Annotated in this window: 17 protein-coding genes and 1 pseudogene; 5 read left to right on the top strand and 13 right to left on the bottom strand. The window is 73.0% G+C overall.

The window, feature by feature from the left end; all coding sequences use genetic code 11:
* The 3 genes and pseudogenes from NOD94_RS02920 to NOD94_RS02910 all read right to left on the bottom strand — a co-directional run.
* Nucleotides 1-454 (bottom strand): annotated as a pseudogene (locus NOD94_RS02920) (hypothetical protein); the annotation flags it as partial.
* 45 nt (nucleotides 455-499) lie between these two features.
* Entirely contained in the window at nucleotides 500-880 is a 381-nt protein-coding gene (locus tag NOD94_RS02915; protein WP_281204096.1) for a PPOX class F420-dependent oxidoreductase, read from the bottom strand.
* A 121-nt stretch (nucleotides 881-1,001) separates the two neighbouring features.
* Nucleotides 1,002-1,310, bottom strand: a complete 309-nt coding sequence (locus NOD94_RS02910; RefSeq protein ID WP_281204095.1) for a hypothetical protein — start codon at nucleotides 1,308-1,310, stop codon at nucleotides 1,002-1,004.
* Between the two features lie 184 nt (nucleotides 1,311-1,494).
* On the opposite strand from NOD94_RS02910, the gene NOD94_RS02905 reads away from it, so the two are divergent.
* Both NOD94_RS02905 and NOD94_RS02900 read left to right on the top strand, forming a co-directional pair.
* Nucleotides 1,495-1,764: a hypothetical protein gene (locus NOD94_RS02905; protein ID WP_281204094.1), complete on the top strand. Its 270-nt coding sequence runs from the start codon at nucleotides 1,495-1,497 to the stop codon at nucleotides 1,762-1,764.
* A gap of 13 nt (nucleotides 1,765-1,777) precedes the next feature.
* On the top strand, nucleotides 1,778-2,023 hold the full coding sequence (locus tag NOD94_RS02900; RefSeq protein WP_281204093.1) for a hypothetical protein: 246 nt from the start codon (nucleotides 1,778-1,780) through the stop codon (nucleotides 2,021-2,023).
* A gap of 111 nt (nucleotides 2,024-2,134) precedes the next feature.
* Here the strand turns inward: NOD94_RS02900 and NOD94_RS02895 are convergent, their stop codons facing one another.
* Nucleotides 2,135-2,386, bottom strand: a complete 252-nt coding sequence (locus NOD94_RS02895) for a helix-turn-helix transcriptional regulator (RefSeq protein WP_281204092.1) — start codon at nucleotides 2,384-2,386, stop codon at nucleotides 2,135-2,137.
* 64 nt (nucleotides 2,387-2,450) lie between these two features.
* Between NOD94_RS02895 and map the strand changes: the two genes are divergently transcribed.
* Complete coding sequence (gene map / locus NOD94_RS02890) at nucleotides 2,451-3,218, top strand: type I methionyl aminopeptidase (RefSeq protein ID WP_281204091.1); 768 nt, start codon at nucleotides 2,451-2,453, stop codon at nucleotides 3,216-3,218.
* Between the two features lie 29 nt (nucleotides 3,219-3,247).
* Here the strand turns inward: map and ggt are convergent, their stop codons facing one another.
* From ggt to murJ, 7 genes are all read right to left on the bottom strand, one after another.
* Nucleotides 3,248-5,047, bottom strand: a complete 1,800-nt coding sequence (ggt, locus tag NOD94_RS02885) for a gamma-glutamyltransferase (protein WP_281204090.1) — start codon at nucleotides 5,045-5,047, stop codon at nucleotides 3,248-3,250.
* A 129-nt stretch (nucleotides 5,048-5,176) separates the two neighbouring features.
* A complete protein-coding gene (locus NOD94_RS02880) occupies nucleotides 5,177-5,929 on the bottom strand; it encodes a hypothetical protein (RefSeq protein ID WP_281204089.1) in 753 nt (250 codons plus the stop codon).
* 183 nt (nucleotides 5,930-6,112) lie between these two features.
* Nucleotides 6,113-7,372, bottom strand: a complete 1,260-nt coding sequence (locus NOD94_RS02875) for a cytochrome P450 (RefSeq protein WP_281204088.1) — start codon at nucleotides 7,370-7,372, stop codon at nucleotides 6,113-6,115.
* A 70-nt stretch (nucleotides 7,373-7,442) separates the two neighbouring features.
* Nucleotides 7,443-7,964 carry a hypothetical protein gene (locus tag NOD94_RS02870; protein WP_281204087.1) on the bottom strand — a complete coding sequence of 174 codons (522 nt, stop codon included), beginning with the start codon at nucleotides 7,962-7,964 and terminating at the stop codon, nucleotides 7,443-7,445.
* A complete protein-coding gene (locus tag NOD94_RS02865; protein WP_281204086.1) occupies nucleotides 7,961-9,415 on the bottom strand; it encodes a HAMP domain-containing sensor histidine kinase in 1,455 nt (484 codons plus the stop codon). The genes NOD94_RS02870 and NOD94_RS02865 overlap by 4 nt, the downstream gene beginning before the upstream one ends.
* 6 nt (nucleotides 9,416-9,421) lie before the next feature.
* On the bottom strand, nucleotides 9,422-10,102 hold the full coding sequence (locus NOD94_RS02860) for a response regulator transcription factor (RefSeq protein ID WP_281204085.1): 681 nt from the start codon (nucleotides 10,100-10,102) through the stop codon (nucleotides 9,422-9,424).
* 39 nt (nucleotides 10,103-10,141) lie between these two features.
* Nucleotides 10,142-11,740: a murein biosynthesis integral membrane protein MurJ gene (gene murJ, locus NOD94_RS02855; RefSeq protein ID WP_281204105.1), complete on the bottom strand. Its 1,599-nt coding sequence runs from the start codon at nucleotides 11,738-11,740 to the stop codon at nucleotides 10,142-10,144.
* Between the two features lie 387 nt (nucleotides 11,741-12,127).
* Here murJ and NOD94_RS02850 point away from each other — a divergent pair, with 387 nt between their 5' ends.
* The gene (locus NOD94_RS02850; protein ID WP_281204084.1) at nucleotides 12,128-13,348 is read left to right on the top strand and encodes an Ig-like domain-containing protein; all 1,221 of its coding nucleotides are present in this window, start codon (nucleotides 12,128-12,130) and stop codon (nucleotides 13,346-13,348) included.
* 146 nt (nucleotides 13,349-13,494) lie between these two features.
* Nucleotides 13,495-15,084 (top strand): CocE/NonD family hydrolase, encoded by a 1,590-nt coding sequence (locus NOD94_RS02845; RefSeq protein WP_281204083.1) that lies wholly within the window; start codon nucleotides 13,495-13,497, stop codon nucleotides 15,082-15,084.
* A 40-nt stretch (nucleotides 15,085-15,124) separates the two neighbouring features.
* Here the strand turns inward: NOD94_RS02845 and NOD94_RS02840 are convergent, their stop codons facing one another.
* The gene (locus NOD94_RS02840; protein WP_281204082.1) at nucleotides 15,125-16,003 is read right to left on the bottom strand and encodes an amino acid ABC transporter permease; all 879 of its coding nucleotides are present in this window, start codon (nucleotides 16,001-16,003) and stop codon (nucleotides 15,125-15,127) included.
* On the bottom strand, nucleotides 16,000-16,644 hold the full coding sequence (locus tag NOD94_RS02835; protein WP_281204081.1) for an amino acid ABC transporter permease: 645 nt from the start codon (nucleotides 16,642-16,644) through the stop codon (nucleotides 16,000-16,002). The genes NOD94_RS02840 and NOD94_RS02835 overlap by 4 nt, the downstream gene beginning before the upstream one ends.
* Nucleotides 16,645-16,655 lie beyond the last annotated feature (11 nt).

Genomic DNA, 16,655 nt, shown 5'->3' with positions numbered 1-16,655 from the left:
CGGCGTCGTCCCGGCTCCAGGACAGCTCCCGCGCGAGCGCGGCCGCCTCCGCCGGGTCGACCCCCGCCCCGAGCCTCTCGGTCAGGGTCCGGACCGCAGCCTCCGAAACGGCCCTCTGCTCGACGGCGGCCGCGAGCAGCGCGGGCAACTCCCGCGCCCCGTCCGGCGTGGCGTCCCGGGCGGCGACCGCCGCCGCCCGCAGCCGGGCGCCGTACTCGGCCTCGCGCGCCACCGATCCGGCGCCGGCGGCACCGGATCGGCCGGCGAGATCGGCGAGCAGGGAGTCCACCACGTCCCACGGCGGCACCGCGACGCCCTCCAGGCAGGCCCGCATCCCCTCGGGATCCCGCCGCAGGAACTCCCCGTACCAGCCTGCCCCGGGATCCAGCCTCTGGGTCAACCCCCGCAACCAGTTCGCGAGTTGCCCGATCACCAGTGAAGTCGGCGTCTCCATGACCGCATTGGATCCCACCTGTGTTACGGGCGGGCTACGGGAGTCTCAAAGCTTGACGGCGATCCCGGTGTGCGGCCGCTTCCCGCCCCGCGCCAGGGCGGCGGGTACGTCCAGCATCCAGAACTGCCACTTGTACTTCCGCGACATCAACCGGCGCACGCGCTTCAGCCCCTCCCCGTCCAGCAGTCGCGCCCGCCCGTCCAGCACGGGGGCACCCGCGACGACGCGACCGCGCACGTCACAGGCCACGACGGTGACCCTGCCGTCGTTGCGGATGCGCTTGACCTTCCAGGAGTCGCTGCGCGTCCACACGTACAGTTCGCCGCCGTCGGCGACGGCCCAAACGGGGGTGGCGACGGGGGTGCCGTCCTTGCGGAAGGTGGTGAGGCTCACGTACCGGGCCCGGCCCAGTTGTTCGAGGGACATGGGGGGAGCCTAGGGCCTGTCGTCGGACTCCCGTCCGCCTCCCGACGTCCGGCGGGCGCTCCGCGCCGGTACCCGGCGGCGCGGCAGGGCGACAGCGGCCGTCCCGCCGCGGCCCGGGAGACTACTTCCGCGGCCCGCCCCGGTGCGGGAGGACCACGTCGCCCGGGTCGGGGGTGTGGGTCCGGTCGTCGGGAACGGAACAGGCGGCGAGGAGCAGTCCGCCCGCGAGGAGGGCCCCGAGGAGCCCCAGGCCGAGCCGTTTCGACGCGTTGGCCGCGTTGAGGGCACGGGCGGGGAGGACCTCGTCGAGGAGGGCGGTCGGGATCGGCGCGGTGGGGGCCGCGGTGACGGGGCCGGCCGCGGTGGTTGCGCCGGCTGCGTTCGTTGCGTTGGCGGCGTGCGTTGCCTTCGTTGCGTTCGTTGCTGACACGCCCTCACGCTTCCCCCGCGACCCGGCGGCCCCTCACCGATTGGGCCGATCGGCCGCCGGACTCTCCCCGGGCGGCGGCCCGGAGCCGCACCCTGTCGGATCATCCCACCGGGGGCGTACGGTGGCCGGGCGCGGCGTCCGCTCCCCGCCGATCGGGGCCGGCGTTGCGCCGGAAGGAGTCACGATGGCCGGGAGGGCGGCGCACGTGTGCCGTGACTGCGCGCACGAGCGGGGCGTCCACGTGCCCTCGCTGGGCCGGTGCCTGGGCGTCGGGGGCGGCCCGCCCTGCGGCTGCCGACTGTTCCGGCGCACGGACGAGCCCGAGCCCGCGCAGGAGGAGAGGACGGAGCCGGACGAGCCGCCCTGCGCGGAGTGCCGGTCGCCGTTCGGCGTGTGCCGGTGCGAGTCCTGGTGGGAGCGGCAGCGGTCGCCGTTCGCGCCGTGCGGCGGATGAGGCGGCGGGCCCGTTGAGCGGGGGCGACCGGTTCCTGCTCGCCTTCGCCACCGCGCCGCTCGCGCTGTTCGCGATCGGCCTCACCCTCGCCACCGTCTTCCGTCGCCCCGATCCGCCCGGGTGCGAGAGCTGCCTGCACGGCTTCGAGGAGCACGGACCGGCCCGTTGCGCGGGCCACGGCAGCCCGTGCCCGTGCTTCGGCTACCGCACGGAGTGGACGGACCGACCGGGTCGGCCGCCCATCGGGTGCGGGGGCTGAGGGGGCGCGCGCCGGACGGGTACGCAGGACGGGGACGCGGCACGTCGCGTGTCACCCACCCCGTGTCACCCGCACCCCGTGTCGCCCGCGCCCCGCGTCGGACGCCGGGTGTCAGACCGGTACGAGGGCGCAGCGCCGCATCACGTCGTCCAGGGACAGTCCGAGGGCGCCCGCGAGCGCGGCCACCGTGAAGAAGGCGGGGGTCGGAGCCCGGCCGGTCTCGATCTTGCGGAGGGTTTCGGCGGAGAGTCCGGCTCCCGCCGCGACCTCGACCATGCTGCGGGCGCCGCGCGCCTCGCGCAGCAGGGCGCCCAGACGCTCGCCGCGTTCACGCTCTTCGGGTGTCAACGGGGTACGGACCATGGGGCCAGCATACCCCGGACCCCGATTACTATCCCGGTAAAGTTATACCGGTATAGTTATTGGCATGGTGAAACTGAAGACGAACCCCGAGATCGACGAGATGCGCGAAGCCGGCCGGGTGGTCGCGCACGCCCTGGCCGCCGTGCGGAGCGCGGCCGCGGTGGGGGTGTCCCTGCTGGAACTGGACCGTACGGCGCGCGAGGTGCTGCGCGAGGCGGGCGCGTCCTCGCCCTTCCTCGGCTACCGGCCGCAGTTCGCGCCGGTGCCCTTCCCCGCGGTGGTGTGCGCCTCGGTCAACGACGCCATCGTGCACGGCATCCCCGACGACTACCGGCTGCGCGACGGCGACCTCGTCAGCATCGACTGCGGGGCGCAGCTCGGCGGCTGGGCCGGCGACTCGGCGATCAGCTTCACGGTCGGTCGGGCCCGCCCCGCCGACCTCCGGCTGATCGCCACGGCCGAGGAGGCGCTCGCAGCCGGCATCGCCGCCGCCCGGCCGGGGAACCGGATCGGCGACATCGCGCACGCCGTCGGCAGCGTCTGCCGCGCCGCCGGCTACGGCATCCCCGACGGTTTCGGCGGCCACGGCATCGGCCGAAGCATGCACGAGGACCCGGGCGTGCCCAACGAGGGCCCGGCGGGGCGCGGGATGAGGCTGCGGGCCGGCATGGTCCTCGCCATCGAACCGATGCTGACCGCCGGCGGTACCGACGACTACACCTGCGACCCCGACGGCTGGACCCTGCGCACCGTCGACGGCAGCCGCGCCGCGCACGCGGAGCACACGGTCGCGATCACCGCCGACGGCCCCAGGATCCTCACCGCTCCGTAGGTTCCCGGGTGCCGCCGACGGGTCGGTGCCTACGGCTTGCCGTGCGGGTGGACGACCATCGCGGATCCGCCGCCGCGGCGGGACGTCTCGGCCGCCGCGAGCCAGCGGCCGTCCGGGAGGCGTTGGACGCCGGTGGCGGCGCCGATCTCGGGATTCTGCCGGAAGCCCTGACCGAGGGCCTCCAGTTCGGCCCGGAGAGGGCTGTTCCACAGGCCCGGTTCCAGTTCGGTGGTGGTCTGGTTGCGTTGACTGGCGCGCGGCGCCGCGATGGCGTCGACCAGCGGAAGACCCCGGTCCAGGTGCCCGAGCAGGGTCTGCAGGACGGTGGTGATGATCGTGGCGCCGCCCGGGGAGCCGACCGCCAGCACCGGGCGCCCGTCGTCCAGCACGATGGTCGGGGACATCGACGAGCGCGGCCGCTTGCCGGGGCCGGGCAGGTTCGGGTCCGGGACGCCGGGTGCGGCCGGCGCGAAGGAGAAGTCGGTCAGCTCGTTGTTCAGCAGGAAACCCCGACCCGGGACGGTGATCCCGCTGCCGCCGGTGGACTCGATGGTCAGGGTGTACGACACGACGTTGCCCCAGCGGTCGGCGACCGTCAGGTGCGTGGTGTTCTCCCCCTCGTACGTGGTCGGCGCCGCCTGCCCGGTGGTGGCGCAGGGCACCGGCCGGCGCGGGTCGCCGGGTGCCAGCGGGCTGGTCAGCGCCCGGTCGGGCCTGATGAGGCAGGCGCGGGAGTCGGCGAAGCGTTGCGAGAGCAGGCCACGGGTGGGGACGTCCACGGCGGCCGGGTCGCCCACCCAGCGGCCCCGGTCGGCGAAGGAGATCCGCGAGGCCTCGATGAAGCGGTGCAGGTACTGGCTCTCGGAGAGCTTCCCGACGTCGGTGCGCTCCAGGATGTTCAGGGCCTCGCCGACGGTGGTGCCGCCGGAGGAGGAGGGCGCCATGCCGTACACGTCCAGGCCGCGGTAGCCCACCCGGGTCGGTTCCTGCCGCTTCGTCGCGTACGAGCGCAGGTCGGCGGCGGTCAGGTCGCCGGAGCGGACGTTGCGGACGGCCGCCGGGTCGACCGGGGGCTTTCGGACGGTCCGGACGATGTCGTCGGCGATCGGGCCCCGGTAGAGGGCGCCGGTCCCCTTGCGCCCGAGTTCGGCGTACGTGTCGGCCAGGTCGGGGTTCTTGAAGGTGGACCCGACGACCGGCAGCGCCCCGCCCGGCAGGAACAGTGCGCGGGTGTCCGGGAAGTCCCTGAACCGCTCCTCGTTCGCGGCCGTCTGGGCCCGGAAGGTGGCGTCGACGGTGAACCCGTCGCGGGCCAGTTCCTCGGCGGGCTTGATGAGTTGGCGCAGGGGCCGGGTGCCCCAGGAGTCCAGGGCGCTCTTCCAGGTGGCGGGGGTGCCGGGCACTCCGACACCGCGCCCGCTGGTCTGGCCCTCGGCGAAGGGGATGGGGACGCCGTTCTCCTGGAAGAGGGTGTCCGTGGCCGTGGCGGGGGCGGTTTCGCGACCGTCGATGGTGTGCACGCGGCGGGTGCGGGCGTCGTAGTACACGAAGTAGCCGCCCCCGCCGATGCCGGCCGAGTAGGGCTCGGTGACGCCGAGCGCGGCGGCGGTGGCGACGGCCGCGTCCACGGCGTTGCCGCCGGCGCGCAGTACGGCGATCCCGGCGGCGGAGGCGTCCGGGTCGACGCTGGCGACGGCCCCGCCGTACCCGGCGGCGACGGGCACCTTGGCCGGGGCTCCGTGGGGCGACGGCGGAGCGGCCGCGCCGGTGGAGACGAGCGCTCCGACCAGGGCGAGCAGTGGTAACGAACGTGCGGCAGGACGGTGCATGGCGGACCTCCGGTCGACAACGTCCGCAGAGCCTAGCGCTCGCCCCGCCGCTCCGTCAGGTGACCGGCCCGCCGGTCCGGGTCCGGTCCCGGACCGGCCGGCCGGCACACCGGGCCGGCGGTCACGGCACTAGCGAGTGGCCCCGGCCGTCAGCGCCTCCAGGGCCAGGCCCATCGCCCGGTCGAAGCCGGCGCCGATGAGGGCGCCGTCGGTGGGCAGGCCGAGGCCCGGGTGGTCGCTGGCGACGAGGAGGGTGGCGGCGCGCATCCCGGAGAGGCGGGCCGCGGTGAGGACCGCCGCGGTCTCCATGTCGATGCCGGAGACGCCGGTGCGCCGGCACTCCTCGACGAGCGCCGAGTCCTGCGTGTAGACGGCGTCCAGGGTGTGGACCAGGCCGTCACGGAGGGTCCCCGGGGCGGTGTCGTGCAGGGCCCGCACGAGCTGGTGGTCGGCGACGGCCGGGTACCGGCCGGGGCACAGAGCGGCGCTCGTCCCGTCGGCGGAGACCGCGCCGGTCGGCACGAGCAGGTCGCCGCAGCGGAGGTCGTCGGCGACGGCTCCGCAGTAGCCGACGCCTACCAGGCTGCGCACGCCTCGGCCGGCGGCCGCCTGGATGGCCATCGCCGCGGCGGGCGCGCCGAGCTTGGCGTTGAGGACGGCGATCCGCCGGCCCGCGTACACGCCGATGGAGACGGTGCGGTAGCGCTCCTCGATCTTCAGGTGCTTGTCCCACACGCCGGAGTCGTACAGGTCGGGGTTCTCCAGGGGCAGGACCGCCTCGGCCGGCAGCGGGCCGTCGACGTCGGCGAAGAGCCAGTCGTCGGCGATGGAACGGAAGGCGGTACCCCAGTCCGGCCGGTCCCCGGTCGGTGCGTCAGGCATGTTCACGGCTTTCTCCACGGGTCGGTACGTCGACGCCGCTGCGCCGTGGCGGGACGGACCTCGTCCGGGTGCGGTCCCTGCCCCGGGTGGGTGTCCGTCACCGGCCGCGTGAACGACGACGTGCGCAACATTGTCCCCGGGCCGCCGGCCGGCGCGCTCGGCGGGGTTCGGCCGGTGGCGACGTCAGGAGGGCTGCCCGGACACCCGGAGCGGGAGCCGGGTGATCCCGTTGATGAAGTTCGAGACCAACCGGCGCGGCGGGCCCGCCAGTTCGGGTGCGGGCAGGGCGGTGCGCCACTCCTCGTGGAGGACGCGCAGCTGGAGGCGGGCGAAGTGGGCCCCGAGGCAGACGTGCGGGCCGTCGCCGAAGGAGACGTGCGGGTTGGGCGAGCGGGCCGGGTCGAGGCGGTGCGGGTCGGTGAAGACGCGTTCGTCGTGGTTGGCGGAGGCGTGGAAGACCACCACCTTGTCCCCCGCCCGGATCCGGGCGCCCCCGAGGACGGTGTCGTGGGTGGCGGTGCGGCGGAAGCTGAGCACGGGCGGGTGGACGCGCAGGAGTTCGTCGACCGCCCGGTCCACGGGCGCGCTGCCGTCGGCGAGGCGGCGGTAGGCGTCGGGGTGGCGGGCCAGGGCGAGGAGTCCGCCGGGGGCGGCGCTGCGTACGGTGTCGTTGCCCGCGACGGTCAGCAGGAAGAAGAACATCTCCAGTTCGGCGGGTGCCAGGCCGGCCTGTGCGAGGGCGGTCATCACGTCCTCGCCGGGGTGGGCGCGTTTGTGCGCGGCCAGTTCCCGGGCGTACGCGAACATCTCGCCGAGCAGGGCCGGGGATCGGGGGTTCAGGGGTGTTCCGTCCGGGCCGGTGACGGGCTCGGGGGCGTCCTCGGGGTCCTGGTAGCCGATGATCCGTACGGTCCACTCCAGCAGCAGCGACCGGTCGGCGGGCGGGACGCCCAGTAGGTCGGTGAGGTTCAGCAGGGCGTACTCGTCCGTGACGGCGGCCACCACGTCGGTGCTGCCGTCCTCGGCGCGGTCCCGGGCGGCGGCCAGGAGCGTACGGGCGCGGTCGCGGGCCCGGGCGGCGAAGGCGTCGACGCGGGCGGGAGTGAAGGCGCGGGCGACGAGGCGGCGGAGCCGGCCGTGCCCGGGGGGATCCTGGTTGAGCATGGTGCTCCGCAGGAACGGCAGGTCGGCCGGGTCGGGGTCGCGGATCTGGGTGGCGCCGGCCCAGGAGGAGTACGTGGCGTGGTCGCGCAGGACGCGTACGACGTCGGCGTGTCGGGTGACGGCCCAGAATCCCGGGCCTGCGGGCCAGCCCTGGATCTCGGGCTCGGACTGCCAGGAGACGGGGTGCCGGTCGCGCAGCGTCCGGTAGCGCTCGTGCGGGACGCCTTCGGCGTAGACGCGGGGGTCGAAGACGTCGGGGACGTCGGCGGCGCGTTGCATGGTCCACACCGTGGCGGGCGGGCGGGACGTCCGCAAGGGGCCCGGGGCGGGAGGTTCCGGCGGCGACGGGTCAGCGGTCCGGGTGGCAGCGTTCGGGGTCCAGGGCGGTGTCGGTGCCGTACAGGACGACCTCGTGGTCGGAGCCGAGGGTGGAGGCGGCGCTGCACACGAGTTGGCCGCGGGCGACGGCGTCGAGGCCGGCGACCGGGAAGGGCACGCGGACGTCCAGTGCGTCGTCGGCGGTGGCGACGACGGACACGGCGGCGACGTCGGGGCCCTCGACGGCGGGCAGTCGGGTGCCGAGCCCGGCCCGTAGTTCGGTGCGGCCGGGGCCGCGCAGCAGTCCGAGTACGCCGCTCAGCGGGCCGCTCGCCGCGCTCTGGGGCTGCGGTGAGGGGACCAGCCTTCCGTCGGGGCCGACGAAGAAGGCGAGGGGGCCGCGGGCCGGCGCGGCGACGGCGACCCGCGCGGGCGCGCCGCTCTCGACGACGCCGGTGGGGGCGATCCCGCAGGCGGTGAGCAGCAGGGGGCCGGTGAGGGTGATGCCGGCGAGGGCGGTGGTGCGGCGGCCGGGGACGGGCGGGCGGATCACGCGACGGCCTCCAGCGGCATGTCGACGGTGAACACGGCGCCGGCGCCGGCGGTGAGGGCGTTGGCGGCGCGCAGGGTGCCTCCGTGGAGGCGGACGTTCTCCAGGGTGATGGCGAGGCCGAGGCCGCTGCCGGCGGAGCGGGTGCGGGCGACGTCGGCCTTGAAGAACCGGTCGAAGATGTGTGGCAGCACGTCGGGGGCGATGCCGGGGCCGCTGTCGGTGACCTCGATCAGCAGGCGTTCCCCGTCGGGATGGGGCTGGGTGCGGACGCGGATCCGTACGGGTGCGGAGCCGTGTCGCAGGGCGTTGCCGACGAGGTTGGCGAGGATGACGTCGAAGCGGCGGGGGTCGAGGCGGGCCCGGATGCCCCGGGGGAGGTCGGTGGTCACCCGGTCGTCGTCCCAGTGGCGCAGTTCCAGGGTCTTGCCGACGGCTTCGGCGATGTCCACGTCGTCGAGGTTGAGTTCGGCGGCGCGGGCGTCGAAGCGGGAGATCTCCATCAGGTCCTCCACGAGCACGGCCAGCTTCCCGGTTTCGGAGCTGATCAGGCGCAGGGCCTTGGCGGTGTCGGGGTCGAGCTGTTCGGCGTCCTCGTCGAGCACCTCGGTGACGGCGAGCATTCCCGCGAGGGGGGTGCGCAGTTCGTGGGAGACGTCGGAGGCGAAGCGGCGGGCCCGGGCCCCGGCCTCGCGGAGCTCGGCGACGGATTCCTCCAGGGCGCGGGCGGTCTCGTTGAAGGTGCGGGCGAGGCCGGCGAGTTCGTCGGAGCCCCGGACCTCGATGCGGGTGTCCAGCCGGCCGCGCCCCAGGTGGGTGGCGGCGCGCCGCATGTCCCGTACGGGCCGCAGGACGCTGCGGGCGGCGAGCAGGGCGGGGATGACGGCGATGGCGAGGCCGGGGATGGCGCCCTGTCGGGCGGCCTCGACCATGGCGTCGACGGTCTGTTCCTCGGCGCCGAGCGGCATGACGGCGTAGAGGACGACGCCGGTGGGCCGGGCGGCGCCGCCGTTGGAGGCCATGACGGCGGGCATCCCGATGGTGAGGTAGGACTCGCCGCGGCCGTCCTCGACGCGTTGGAAGGCGCCGTGGGGGTTGGCGGCGACCTGGCGGCGGAGCCGGTCGGTGAGGACGGCGGAGGTCGCGGGGGTGACGTTGGAGGAGGCGCGCAGGGTGCCGTACTCGCCGAAGACGACCCAGGGGTGCGGTTTGCCGCGTTTGCCGATGTCGGTGACGAGGCGTTGCAGCTGTTGCTGTTCCATCGGCAGCACGAGGGTCTGGCCCTCCAGTTGGTCGCGCAGGGTGCTGACGGCGGTGTCCTGGCTCTGGGTGAGGATCGCCGTGCGTGCCTTCTGGTAGGTGAGCGCGGCGGTGCTCACCGCGCTGATCGCGGCGACGAGGAGGAACGCGGCGATGAGCCGGGTGCGCAGGCCGAGGGGGGCGAGGTTGCGCACGGTCGGCTACAGCGGTCCGAAGCGGTAGCCGAAGCCCCGCACGGTCTGTATGTAGCGGGGGCTGCCGTCGGGGTCCTCGATCTTGTTGCGGAGCCGGCGCACGCAGGCGTCCACGAGCCGGGCGTCGGCGTGGTAGCTGTGCTCCCAGACGTACTCCAGCAGTTGTTGGCGGGAGAAGACCTGCTCGGGCGAGGCGCTGAGGTGCAGCAACAGTTTGATCTCGCTGGGGGCGAGGGCGACTCGCTCGCCGTTCTTCGCGACGGTCAGTCCGGCGCGGTCGACGGCGAGCTCGGCGTGGTGCTCGATGCCGTGGCGGACGGTGGCGTCGCCGAGCCGGCGGAGCACCGCCTTGATGCGGGCCTCGATGATTTCGGTGCGGACGGGTTTGACGACGTAGTCGTCGGCCCCGGCTTCGAGGCCGACGACGATGTCGAAGTCGTCGCCGCGCGCGGTGAGCATGATGATCGGGACCTCGCTGGTCTCGCGGATCCGGCGGCACACCTGGACGCCGTTGATGCCGGGCAGCATGAGGTCGAGCAGGACGAGTTCGGGGTGGAAGCCCGCCATGAGGGCGAGGCCCTCCTCGCCCGTCTCCGCGGCGCACACCTCGTGGCCGCGGCGGCGCAGCCCGAGTCCGACGCCTTCCCGGATGGAAGGGTCGTCCTCGATCAGCAGTACGCGTGGCATCCGGTCAGTATCCCCAGAAGGTCGGTGGCTTTCCTCCCGCTAACGGCCGATCCGGCGCCGCAGGGAGTTCAGCAGGTCGGTGATCTCCGTCAGGCGCAGCGGCCCGGCGAGGACAACGACGACGAGCACGATCGTGGCGGTTCCCGCGCCGGCGGCGGCGATGTCGCCGAACCGGTCGGCGCCGCGGGCGGCGGCGTACCCGGCGGCGCCCGCCGGCAGGCAGGCGGCGAGCAGCCGCAGGTGGGTCCGTACGGCGGTGGCGGCGCGGCCGGTGCCGGTCGCGGGGCGCGGCCCGAGCCGTCGGGAGAGGGCGTACGCGGTGACGGCGGCGCCCGCGGCGAAGGCGACGGTGGTGGCCGCGGCCATGCCGGTGACCGCCCAGCGCGTGGGGAGCAGGAAGTACGCGGCGGCCGACAGGGCGGCGTTCAGTCCGGCGATGACCAGGTTGAGGAGGAAAGGGGTCCGGGTGTCGGAGAGGGCGTAGAAGGCGCGGGAGAGGACGTACTGGCCGGAGAAGGCGATCAGGCCGGGCGCGAAGGCGACCAGGATGCCCGCCATGACCTCGATGTCGGCGGGGCTGGTGGCTCCGTAACCGAAGATGCTGCCGATCACCCAGGGGGCCAGCACGGCGAAGACGGTGGCCGCGGGCACCACGAGCGCGGCGCTGGAGCGCAGCGCGTAGGAGACGTCCCGGCGGACGGCCGTGAGGTCGCCGTCGCCGGCGGCGGCCGCCATGCGGGGGGTGAGGGCGGTGACGAGGGAGACCGTGATGATGCCCTGCGGGACGACCCACAGCTGGTAGGCGTTGCTGTAGGCGGTGTAGCCGACGCCGGCCGCGAGGCCCGCCCGGTCGGCGGCGTCCCCGGCGGTGGTGGAGAGGCGGGTGACGACCCAGTAGGCGATCTGGTTGGTGAGGACCAGCAGGACGAGCCAGCCCGCGTTGCGCAGCGGGCGGGCGAGGCCGCTGCCGCGCCAGTCGAAGCGGGGGCGCCAGCGGAAGCGGGCGGCGCGCAGCGAGGGGATCAGCGCCAGTGCCTGGATGACGATGCCGGCGGTGGTGCCGATGCCCAGGAGCCGGGTCTCGGCGGCGGTGAGGCCGTCGGGGGCGTCGTGCGAGAGGGCGAGGAAGAGGCCGAAGACGCCGATGATGACGAGGTTGTTGAGGACCGGGGTCCACATCATCGCGCCGAAGCGGCCGCGGGCGTTCAGGACTTGGCCGAGCAGGGTGAACAGGCCGTAGAAGAGGATCTGCGGGAGGCAGAACCGGGCCAGGGCGACGGTGGTGTCCAGCCGGTCGCCGCCGTAGGGGGTGTACGCGCCGATGATGGCCGGGGCGGCGAACACCGCGACGGCGGTGAGCGCGACGAGGGCCACGGTGCAGGCGGTCAGCAGCCGGTCGGTGTAGGCGGCGCCGCCGTCCGCGTGTTCCCTGGCCGCGCGCACCAGCTCGGGGACGAAGACGGCGTTGAGGGCGCCGCCGACGAGCAGCATGTACAGGATGTTGGGGACGGTGTTGGCGACGGCGTAGGAGTCGCCGAGCCACAGGGTGCCGAGGGCGGCGACGACGACCGCGGAGCGGACGAAGCCGGTGGCGCGGGAGACGATCGAGCCGGCGGCCATGACGGCGCCGCTGCGCATGAGCGAGCCGCCGGCCTTCGTGGGGCCCTCCGTGTCGGCGGGGCCGACGGGCGCCGCGGCCGGAGTCGTTCCGGTGGCGGTCATCGGGGGGGCCTCCAGTTCGGTGACGCCCGACGGGGCGTCGTCGGGCGGGGGGAAGTTGGAGCGTATCCGCCCGTCCGGCATACCCCCGAGGGGGGGGGTTCGCCCGGGGATGTGCGTCCGGGTAGGGCCTTTGGACCCCGTTTCCGCGGCGAAGGTCCCGGACAGGGAGCGGAAGGTAGGGCGCGAGGCGCCTCGGGCCGCACCGGAGGAGATCGTCCGGATATTTTCCGCAAAACGCGCAACCCGAAGGCGCCCCGTTCGCTCCTTGTTTACGGACGTTCGTTACTTTCGGAGGGGTTTTCGTTGAGCCGCACACGCCGTACCGCACTGCCGCGCCGTCGGGGCCGTCACGCCACGCCGGCGGCCACCGCCGCACTCCTGGCCGCCGCGCTGACCGCCTGCGGGGGCGGTTCGGACGCCGGCGGTGACGGCAAGGCCGAGATGAAGCAGAAGCCGGCCATGGCGGTCTCGGTGAACCTGACGGGCGACCAGGTCAAGGCGGGCGAGCCCGTCACGGTGACGGTCGCCGAGGGCAAGCTCGCCCTGGTGAAGGTGACGGACGGCAAGGGCGGGGAGTTGCCCGGGCGGATATCGGCCGACGGCAAGAGTTGGACCTCCGAGCGCAACGCCTCCCCCGGCACCGAGTACAAGGTGGAGGCGCAGAACACCGACAGCCGGAGCGCGAACGCCCAGTTCAAGACCTCGGCGGCGGACAAGGTGAACAAGGTCTCGATCAACATCCCCAAGGGCAGCACCGTGGGCGTCGCGATGCCCGTCTCGCTCGTCTTCGACAACCCGGTGAAGAACAAGGCCGAGGTGGAGAAGCAGCTGAAGGTGACGGCCTCGGACAACACCGAGGGTTCGTGGGGCTGGTTCAAGGACTACTCCGGCAAGGACCGGGTGGACTGGCGGCCCAAGGAGTACTGGAAGTCCGGCACGGACGTGAAGGTCGAGATGAACCTGAACGGCGTGGACTCCGGGCAGGGCGGCGGGCTGTTCGCCCGTGACTACAACACCGAGTTCAAGATCGGCAAGGACCGGCGGATCGAGGTCGGCCTCGACACGAAGAAGCTGTCGGTGACCGAGGGCGGTCAGGTGGTCAGCACGATCCCGATCTCGGCGGGCACTCCCGGCGGCCAGAAGGCCTCGTGGTCCGGGAAGATGGTGCTGATGGCGAAGGAGGGCACCATTCGGATGGACTCCCAGACGGTGGGCCTGGGCGACTCCTACGACAAGATGGTCGACTACTCGATGCGGCTGACCTGGTCGGGCATGTACGCGCACGCCGCTCCGTGGAACGCCGCCAACTTCGGCAATGCCAACACCAGTTCCGGCTGCGTGGGCATGAGCGACGCCAACGCGAAGTCCTTCTACGGGCAGGTGCAGGTCGGTGACCCCTTCGAGGTCGTCGGCAACGGCTCGAAGGGCAACGCCGAGCTGGGCAACGGCTACGGCGAGTGGAACCTGTCCTGGGACGAGTGGAAGACCAGGAGCGCGCTGGGCGCCGGCTCGCAGAACGGCTGATCCGGGCGGAACCCTCCACTCCCCCGCCACCGTGTTGACTATTGGTCAATTGTTACCACCACGTAACTTACTCACGGGTTACCCCGAGTAAGCCCCTCCCGTTACCGTCGGGTCACTTTGACACCGGCGCACGTGAGGAGCGACCGATGCCAGTCCGCACCACCACCGCAGCAGCCGTGGCGGCCATGCTCGCCGCCGCCGCCCTGGGCCTGGCCCCCCACCAGGCCCAGGCGGCGTCCGCGACCGCGCCCACCCCGGCCTCCGCCGCTCAGCCGGAGCTGCGCTTCCACGACATCCCCGGCTCCGGAGGCATCACCCTCAAGGGCAACGTCTTCACCCCGGCGGGTGCCACGCCCGGCCGCACGTACCCGCTGATCGTGCTCCCCACCAGCTGGGGCATGCCGCAGATCGAATACATCGCCCAGGCCCGCAAGCTCGCCGACTCCGGTTACGTCGTGGTCGGTTACACCTCGCGCGGCTTCTGGCTCTCCGGCGGCGAGATCGAGACGGCCGGCCCCGCGGACGTCGCCGACGTCTCCGCCGTCATCGACTGGGCCCTCGCCACCACTCCCGCCGATCCCGCCCGCATCGGCCTGGGCGGGGTCTCGTACGGCGCCGGCATCAGCCTGCTGGCCTCGGCGCACGATCCGCGGATCAAGGCCGTGGTCGCGCTCAGCGGCTGGGCCGACCTCATCGAGTCCATCTACTCCGGACGCACCCAGCACCTCCAGGCCGCCGGCCTGCTCGGCGCGGCCGGCGCCATCACCGGCCGCCCGGGCCCGGAACTGCGCCAGATCCTCGGCGACTTCCTCGGGTCCAAGCTGGACAAGGAGCAGGCGATGATCGACTGGGGCCGCAAGCGGTCCCCCGCCGAGAAGGTCGACCGGATCAACGCGAACGGCGCCGCCATCATGCTCGGCAACGCCTGGGGCGACACCATCTTCCCGCCCAACCAGTACGCGGCCTTCTACGAGAAGCTGACCGGCCCCAAGCGCCTGGAGTTCCGCCCCGGGGACCACGCCACCGCCGAGGCCACCGGCCTGCTCGGGCTGCCCAACGACACCTGGACCAACGCCCACCGCTGGTTCGACCGCTACCTCAAGGGCGAGCGCAACGGGGTGGACACCGAGGCCCCGGTGCAGATCAAGTCCCGCAGCACCGGCGGCTACGAGGGCTACGCCGACTGGAAGTCCGTCGGCTCCGGCGGCACCGAGCGGATCGACCTCTCCGACAGCGAGCACGTCTTCGCCAACGTGGACTCCGGCGCCAACGGCGGCATCGTCATGCTCTCCAACCTCCTCGACCAGTTCCTGAAGACGCCCCCGGTCGCCTCGATCCCCCTCCTGCCCCGTTCCTTCGCCGCCGTCTGGCAGTCGCCGCGCTACGACGAGGAGCGCCGCATCCGCGGCACCGTCCGGCTCCACACCACCGTGACGCCCACCAAGGGCGACGGCACCTTCGTCGCCTACCTCTACGACGTCGGCCCGCTCGGCCTCGGCAAGCTGGTCAGCAACGCCCCGTACACCTTCCACGGCAAGACCCCCGGTCAGGCCTTCGGGGTGGACCTGGAGCTCTTCTCCACCGCCTACGACGTGCCCGAGGGCCACCGGCTCGCCCTCGTCGTGGACACCGTCGACCCGCTCTACATCGAGCACAACCCGACCGGCGCGCAGCTGACCTTCTCCTCGCCGCGCACCGATCCGAGCTGGGTCTCCGTGCCTCTGCGCGAGCAGTGATCCACGGCTGCTGCCGGGCGGTGGGTGCGCCCGCGCGCCGCTACCTTCCCGGCAGCAGCCCTCCCGGACCGGCGTCCGGGACCGCCACCGCCTCGGTCTTGGGGTTGCCCCGCTCCCGCCGGGCCACCCAGGTGGCGAACCAGGACAGCAACATGCACATGCCGATGTAGATCGGCGAGATGATCATCACGACGGGGATGAACGGCAGGTCGTAGTCCAGGTTGGAGGCGATCAGCTTTCCCGCGTGCAGGAACTCCTCGTAGGTGATCAGGTAGCCCAGCGAGGTGTCCTTCAGGGCGACGACGAGTTGGCTGATGATCGTGGGCAGCATCGCCCGCACGGCCTGCGGGGCGAGGACGTACGTCATCACCTGCGTCTTGCGCATGCCCAGCGCGTACGCCGCCTCCCGCTGCCCCTTCTCCACGGCGTTGATGCCCGTACGGAAGACCTCGGCCAGGACCGACCCGTTGTACAGGGTCAGCCCCGCGACCAGGGCGGGCAGCGGCTGGACCTTCAGCGCCACGAAGATGAAGAAGATCATCACCAGTACCGGCATGGCCCGGAAGAACTCCACGCACAGCGTCGCCAGCCAGCGCACGGGCCGGTGGACCGAGAGCCGGCCGCAGGCGAGGATCGCGCCGAGGACGAGGGAGAGCACCGAGGCGTAGACGAAGGCCTTGAGGGTGTTCCACAGGCCCCTGAGCAGCAGCTCCTGGATCCCCTCGTAGGTGAAGGGGTTCCACTTGGCGGCGGTGAACTGCTCGGTGTCGAACAGCAGGTAGAGGATCCAGGCCAGCAGCCCGAGGATGAGCACCGTGGAGCCGATCCCGTAGAACAGGTGTCGGCGTTGGGCCCGTGGGCCGGGCAGGTCGTAGAGGGCGGAGGACCCCAGGTCCCCTTTCAGCCCGTGCGCGGTCATCGGGCGACTCCGTAGCGCTTCTCCAGCACGTGGAAGAGCAGGCTGATGGACAGGGTGATGATCAGGTACCCCACGGCGATCCAGACGAAGGTCCAGATGATGCTGTAGCCGAGTTCGTTGAGGGTCTTGTAGGTGCCCAGCAGCTCGTTGACGCTGAAGGCGCCCGCGATCGCCGAGTTCTTGGCGAGGGCGATCAGCGTGGAGCCGATCGGCGGGATGACCGAGCGGAAGGCCTGCGGGAGGATCACCGAGCCCAGGTTCTGTTCGAAGGACATGCCGAGGCTGCGGGCGGCCTCGCCCTGGCCCTTGGGCACGGTGTTGATGCCCGAGCGCAGTACCTCGCAGATGAAGGCGGAGGTGTAGCAGCCGAGGGCGAGGACGGCGAAGAGCTGGAAGGGCAGGACGATCCCGAAGCGGGGCAGGCCCAGCAGCACGGCGAAGAAGAGCAGGGTGAGGGGGGTGTTGCGCAGCACGGTCACCCAGACCGTGCCGAAGACGCGGAAGGATCCGACGGGCGCCACCCGGAAGGAGGCCATCAGGAAGCCCAGGACCAGCGCCAGGAGGCTGGCGTAGACGGTCAGCTCCACGGTGCCGAGGAATCCCTCTCCGTAGAGGGCGAAGTTGTCGGTGAGTACGTCCATGGTGGTGCGGT

The sequence above is a fragment of the Streptomyces sp. Isolate_45 genome, from assembly GCF_024721315.2.
Taxonomy (GTDB): domain Bacteria; phylum Actinomycetota; class Actinomycetes; order Streptomycetales; family Streptomycetaceae; genus Streptomyces.
Note: the sequence above shows the minus strand (reverse complement) of the source record. Positions and strands in the feature narration are given on the sequence as shown.

What these genes read in the sequence shown, in the direction of transcription:
- NOD94_RS02845 (WP_281204083.1), top strand. Translation starts at nt 13,495, where the DNA reads ATGCCAGTCCGCACCACCACCGCAGCAGCCGTGGCGGCCATGCTCGCC.
- NOD94_RS02840 (WP_281204082.1), bottom strand. Translation starts at nt 16,003, where the DNA reads ATGACCGCGCACGGGCTGAAAGGGGACCTGGGGTCCTCCGCCCTCTAC.
- NOD94_RS02895 (WP_281204092.1), bottom strand. Translation starts at nt 2,386, where the DNA reads ATGGTCCGTACCCCGTTGACACCCGAAGAGCGTGAACGCGGCGAGCGT.
- NOD94_RS02905 (WP_281204094.1), top strand. Translation starts at nt 1,495, where the DNA reads ATGGCCGGGAGGGCGGCGCACGTGTGCCGTGACTGCGCGCACGAGCGG.
- map (WP_281204091.1), top strand. Translation starts at nt 2,451, where the DNA reads ATGGTGAAACTGAAGACGAACCCCGAGATCGACGAGATGCGCGAAGCC.
- NOD94_RS02835 (WP_281204081.1), bottom strand. Translation starts at nt 16,644, where the DNA reads ATGGACGTACTCACCGACAACTTCGCCCTCTACGGAGAGGGATTCCTC.
- murJ (WP_281204105.1), bottom strand. Translation starts at nt 11,740, where the DNA reads ATGCGCAGCGGCGCCGTCATGGCCGCCGGCTCGATCGTCTCCCGCGCC.
- NOD94_RS02915 (WP_281204096.1), bottom strand. Translation starts at nt 880, where the DNA reads ATGTCCCTCGAACAACTGGGCCGGGCCCGGTACGTGAGCCTCACCACC.
- ggt (WP_281204090.1), bottom strand. Translation starts at nt 5,047, where the DNA reads ATGCACCGTCCTGCCGCACGTTCGTTACCACTGCTCGCCCTGGTCGGA.
- NOD94_RS02860 (WP_281204085.1), bottom strand. Translation starts at nt 10,102, where the DNA reads ATGCCACGCGTACTGCTGATCGAGGACGACCCTTCCATCCGGGAAGGC.
- NOD94_RS02875 (WP_281204088.1), bottom strand. Translation starts at nt 7,372, where the DNA reads ATGCAACGCGCCGCCGACGTCCCCGACGTCTTCGACCCCCGCGTCTAC.
- NOD94_RS02880 (WP_281204089.1), bottom strand. Translation starts at nt 5,929, where the DNA reads ATGCCTGACGCACCGACCGGGGACCGGCCGGACTGGGGTACCGCCTTC.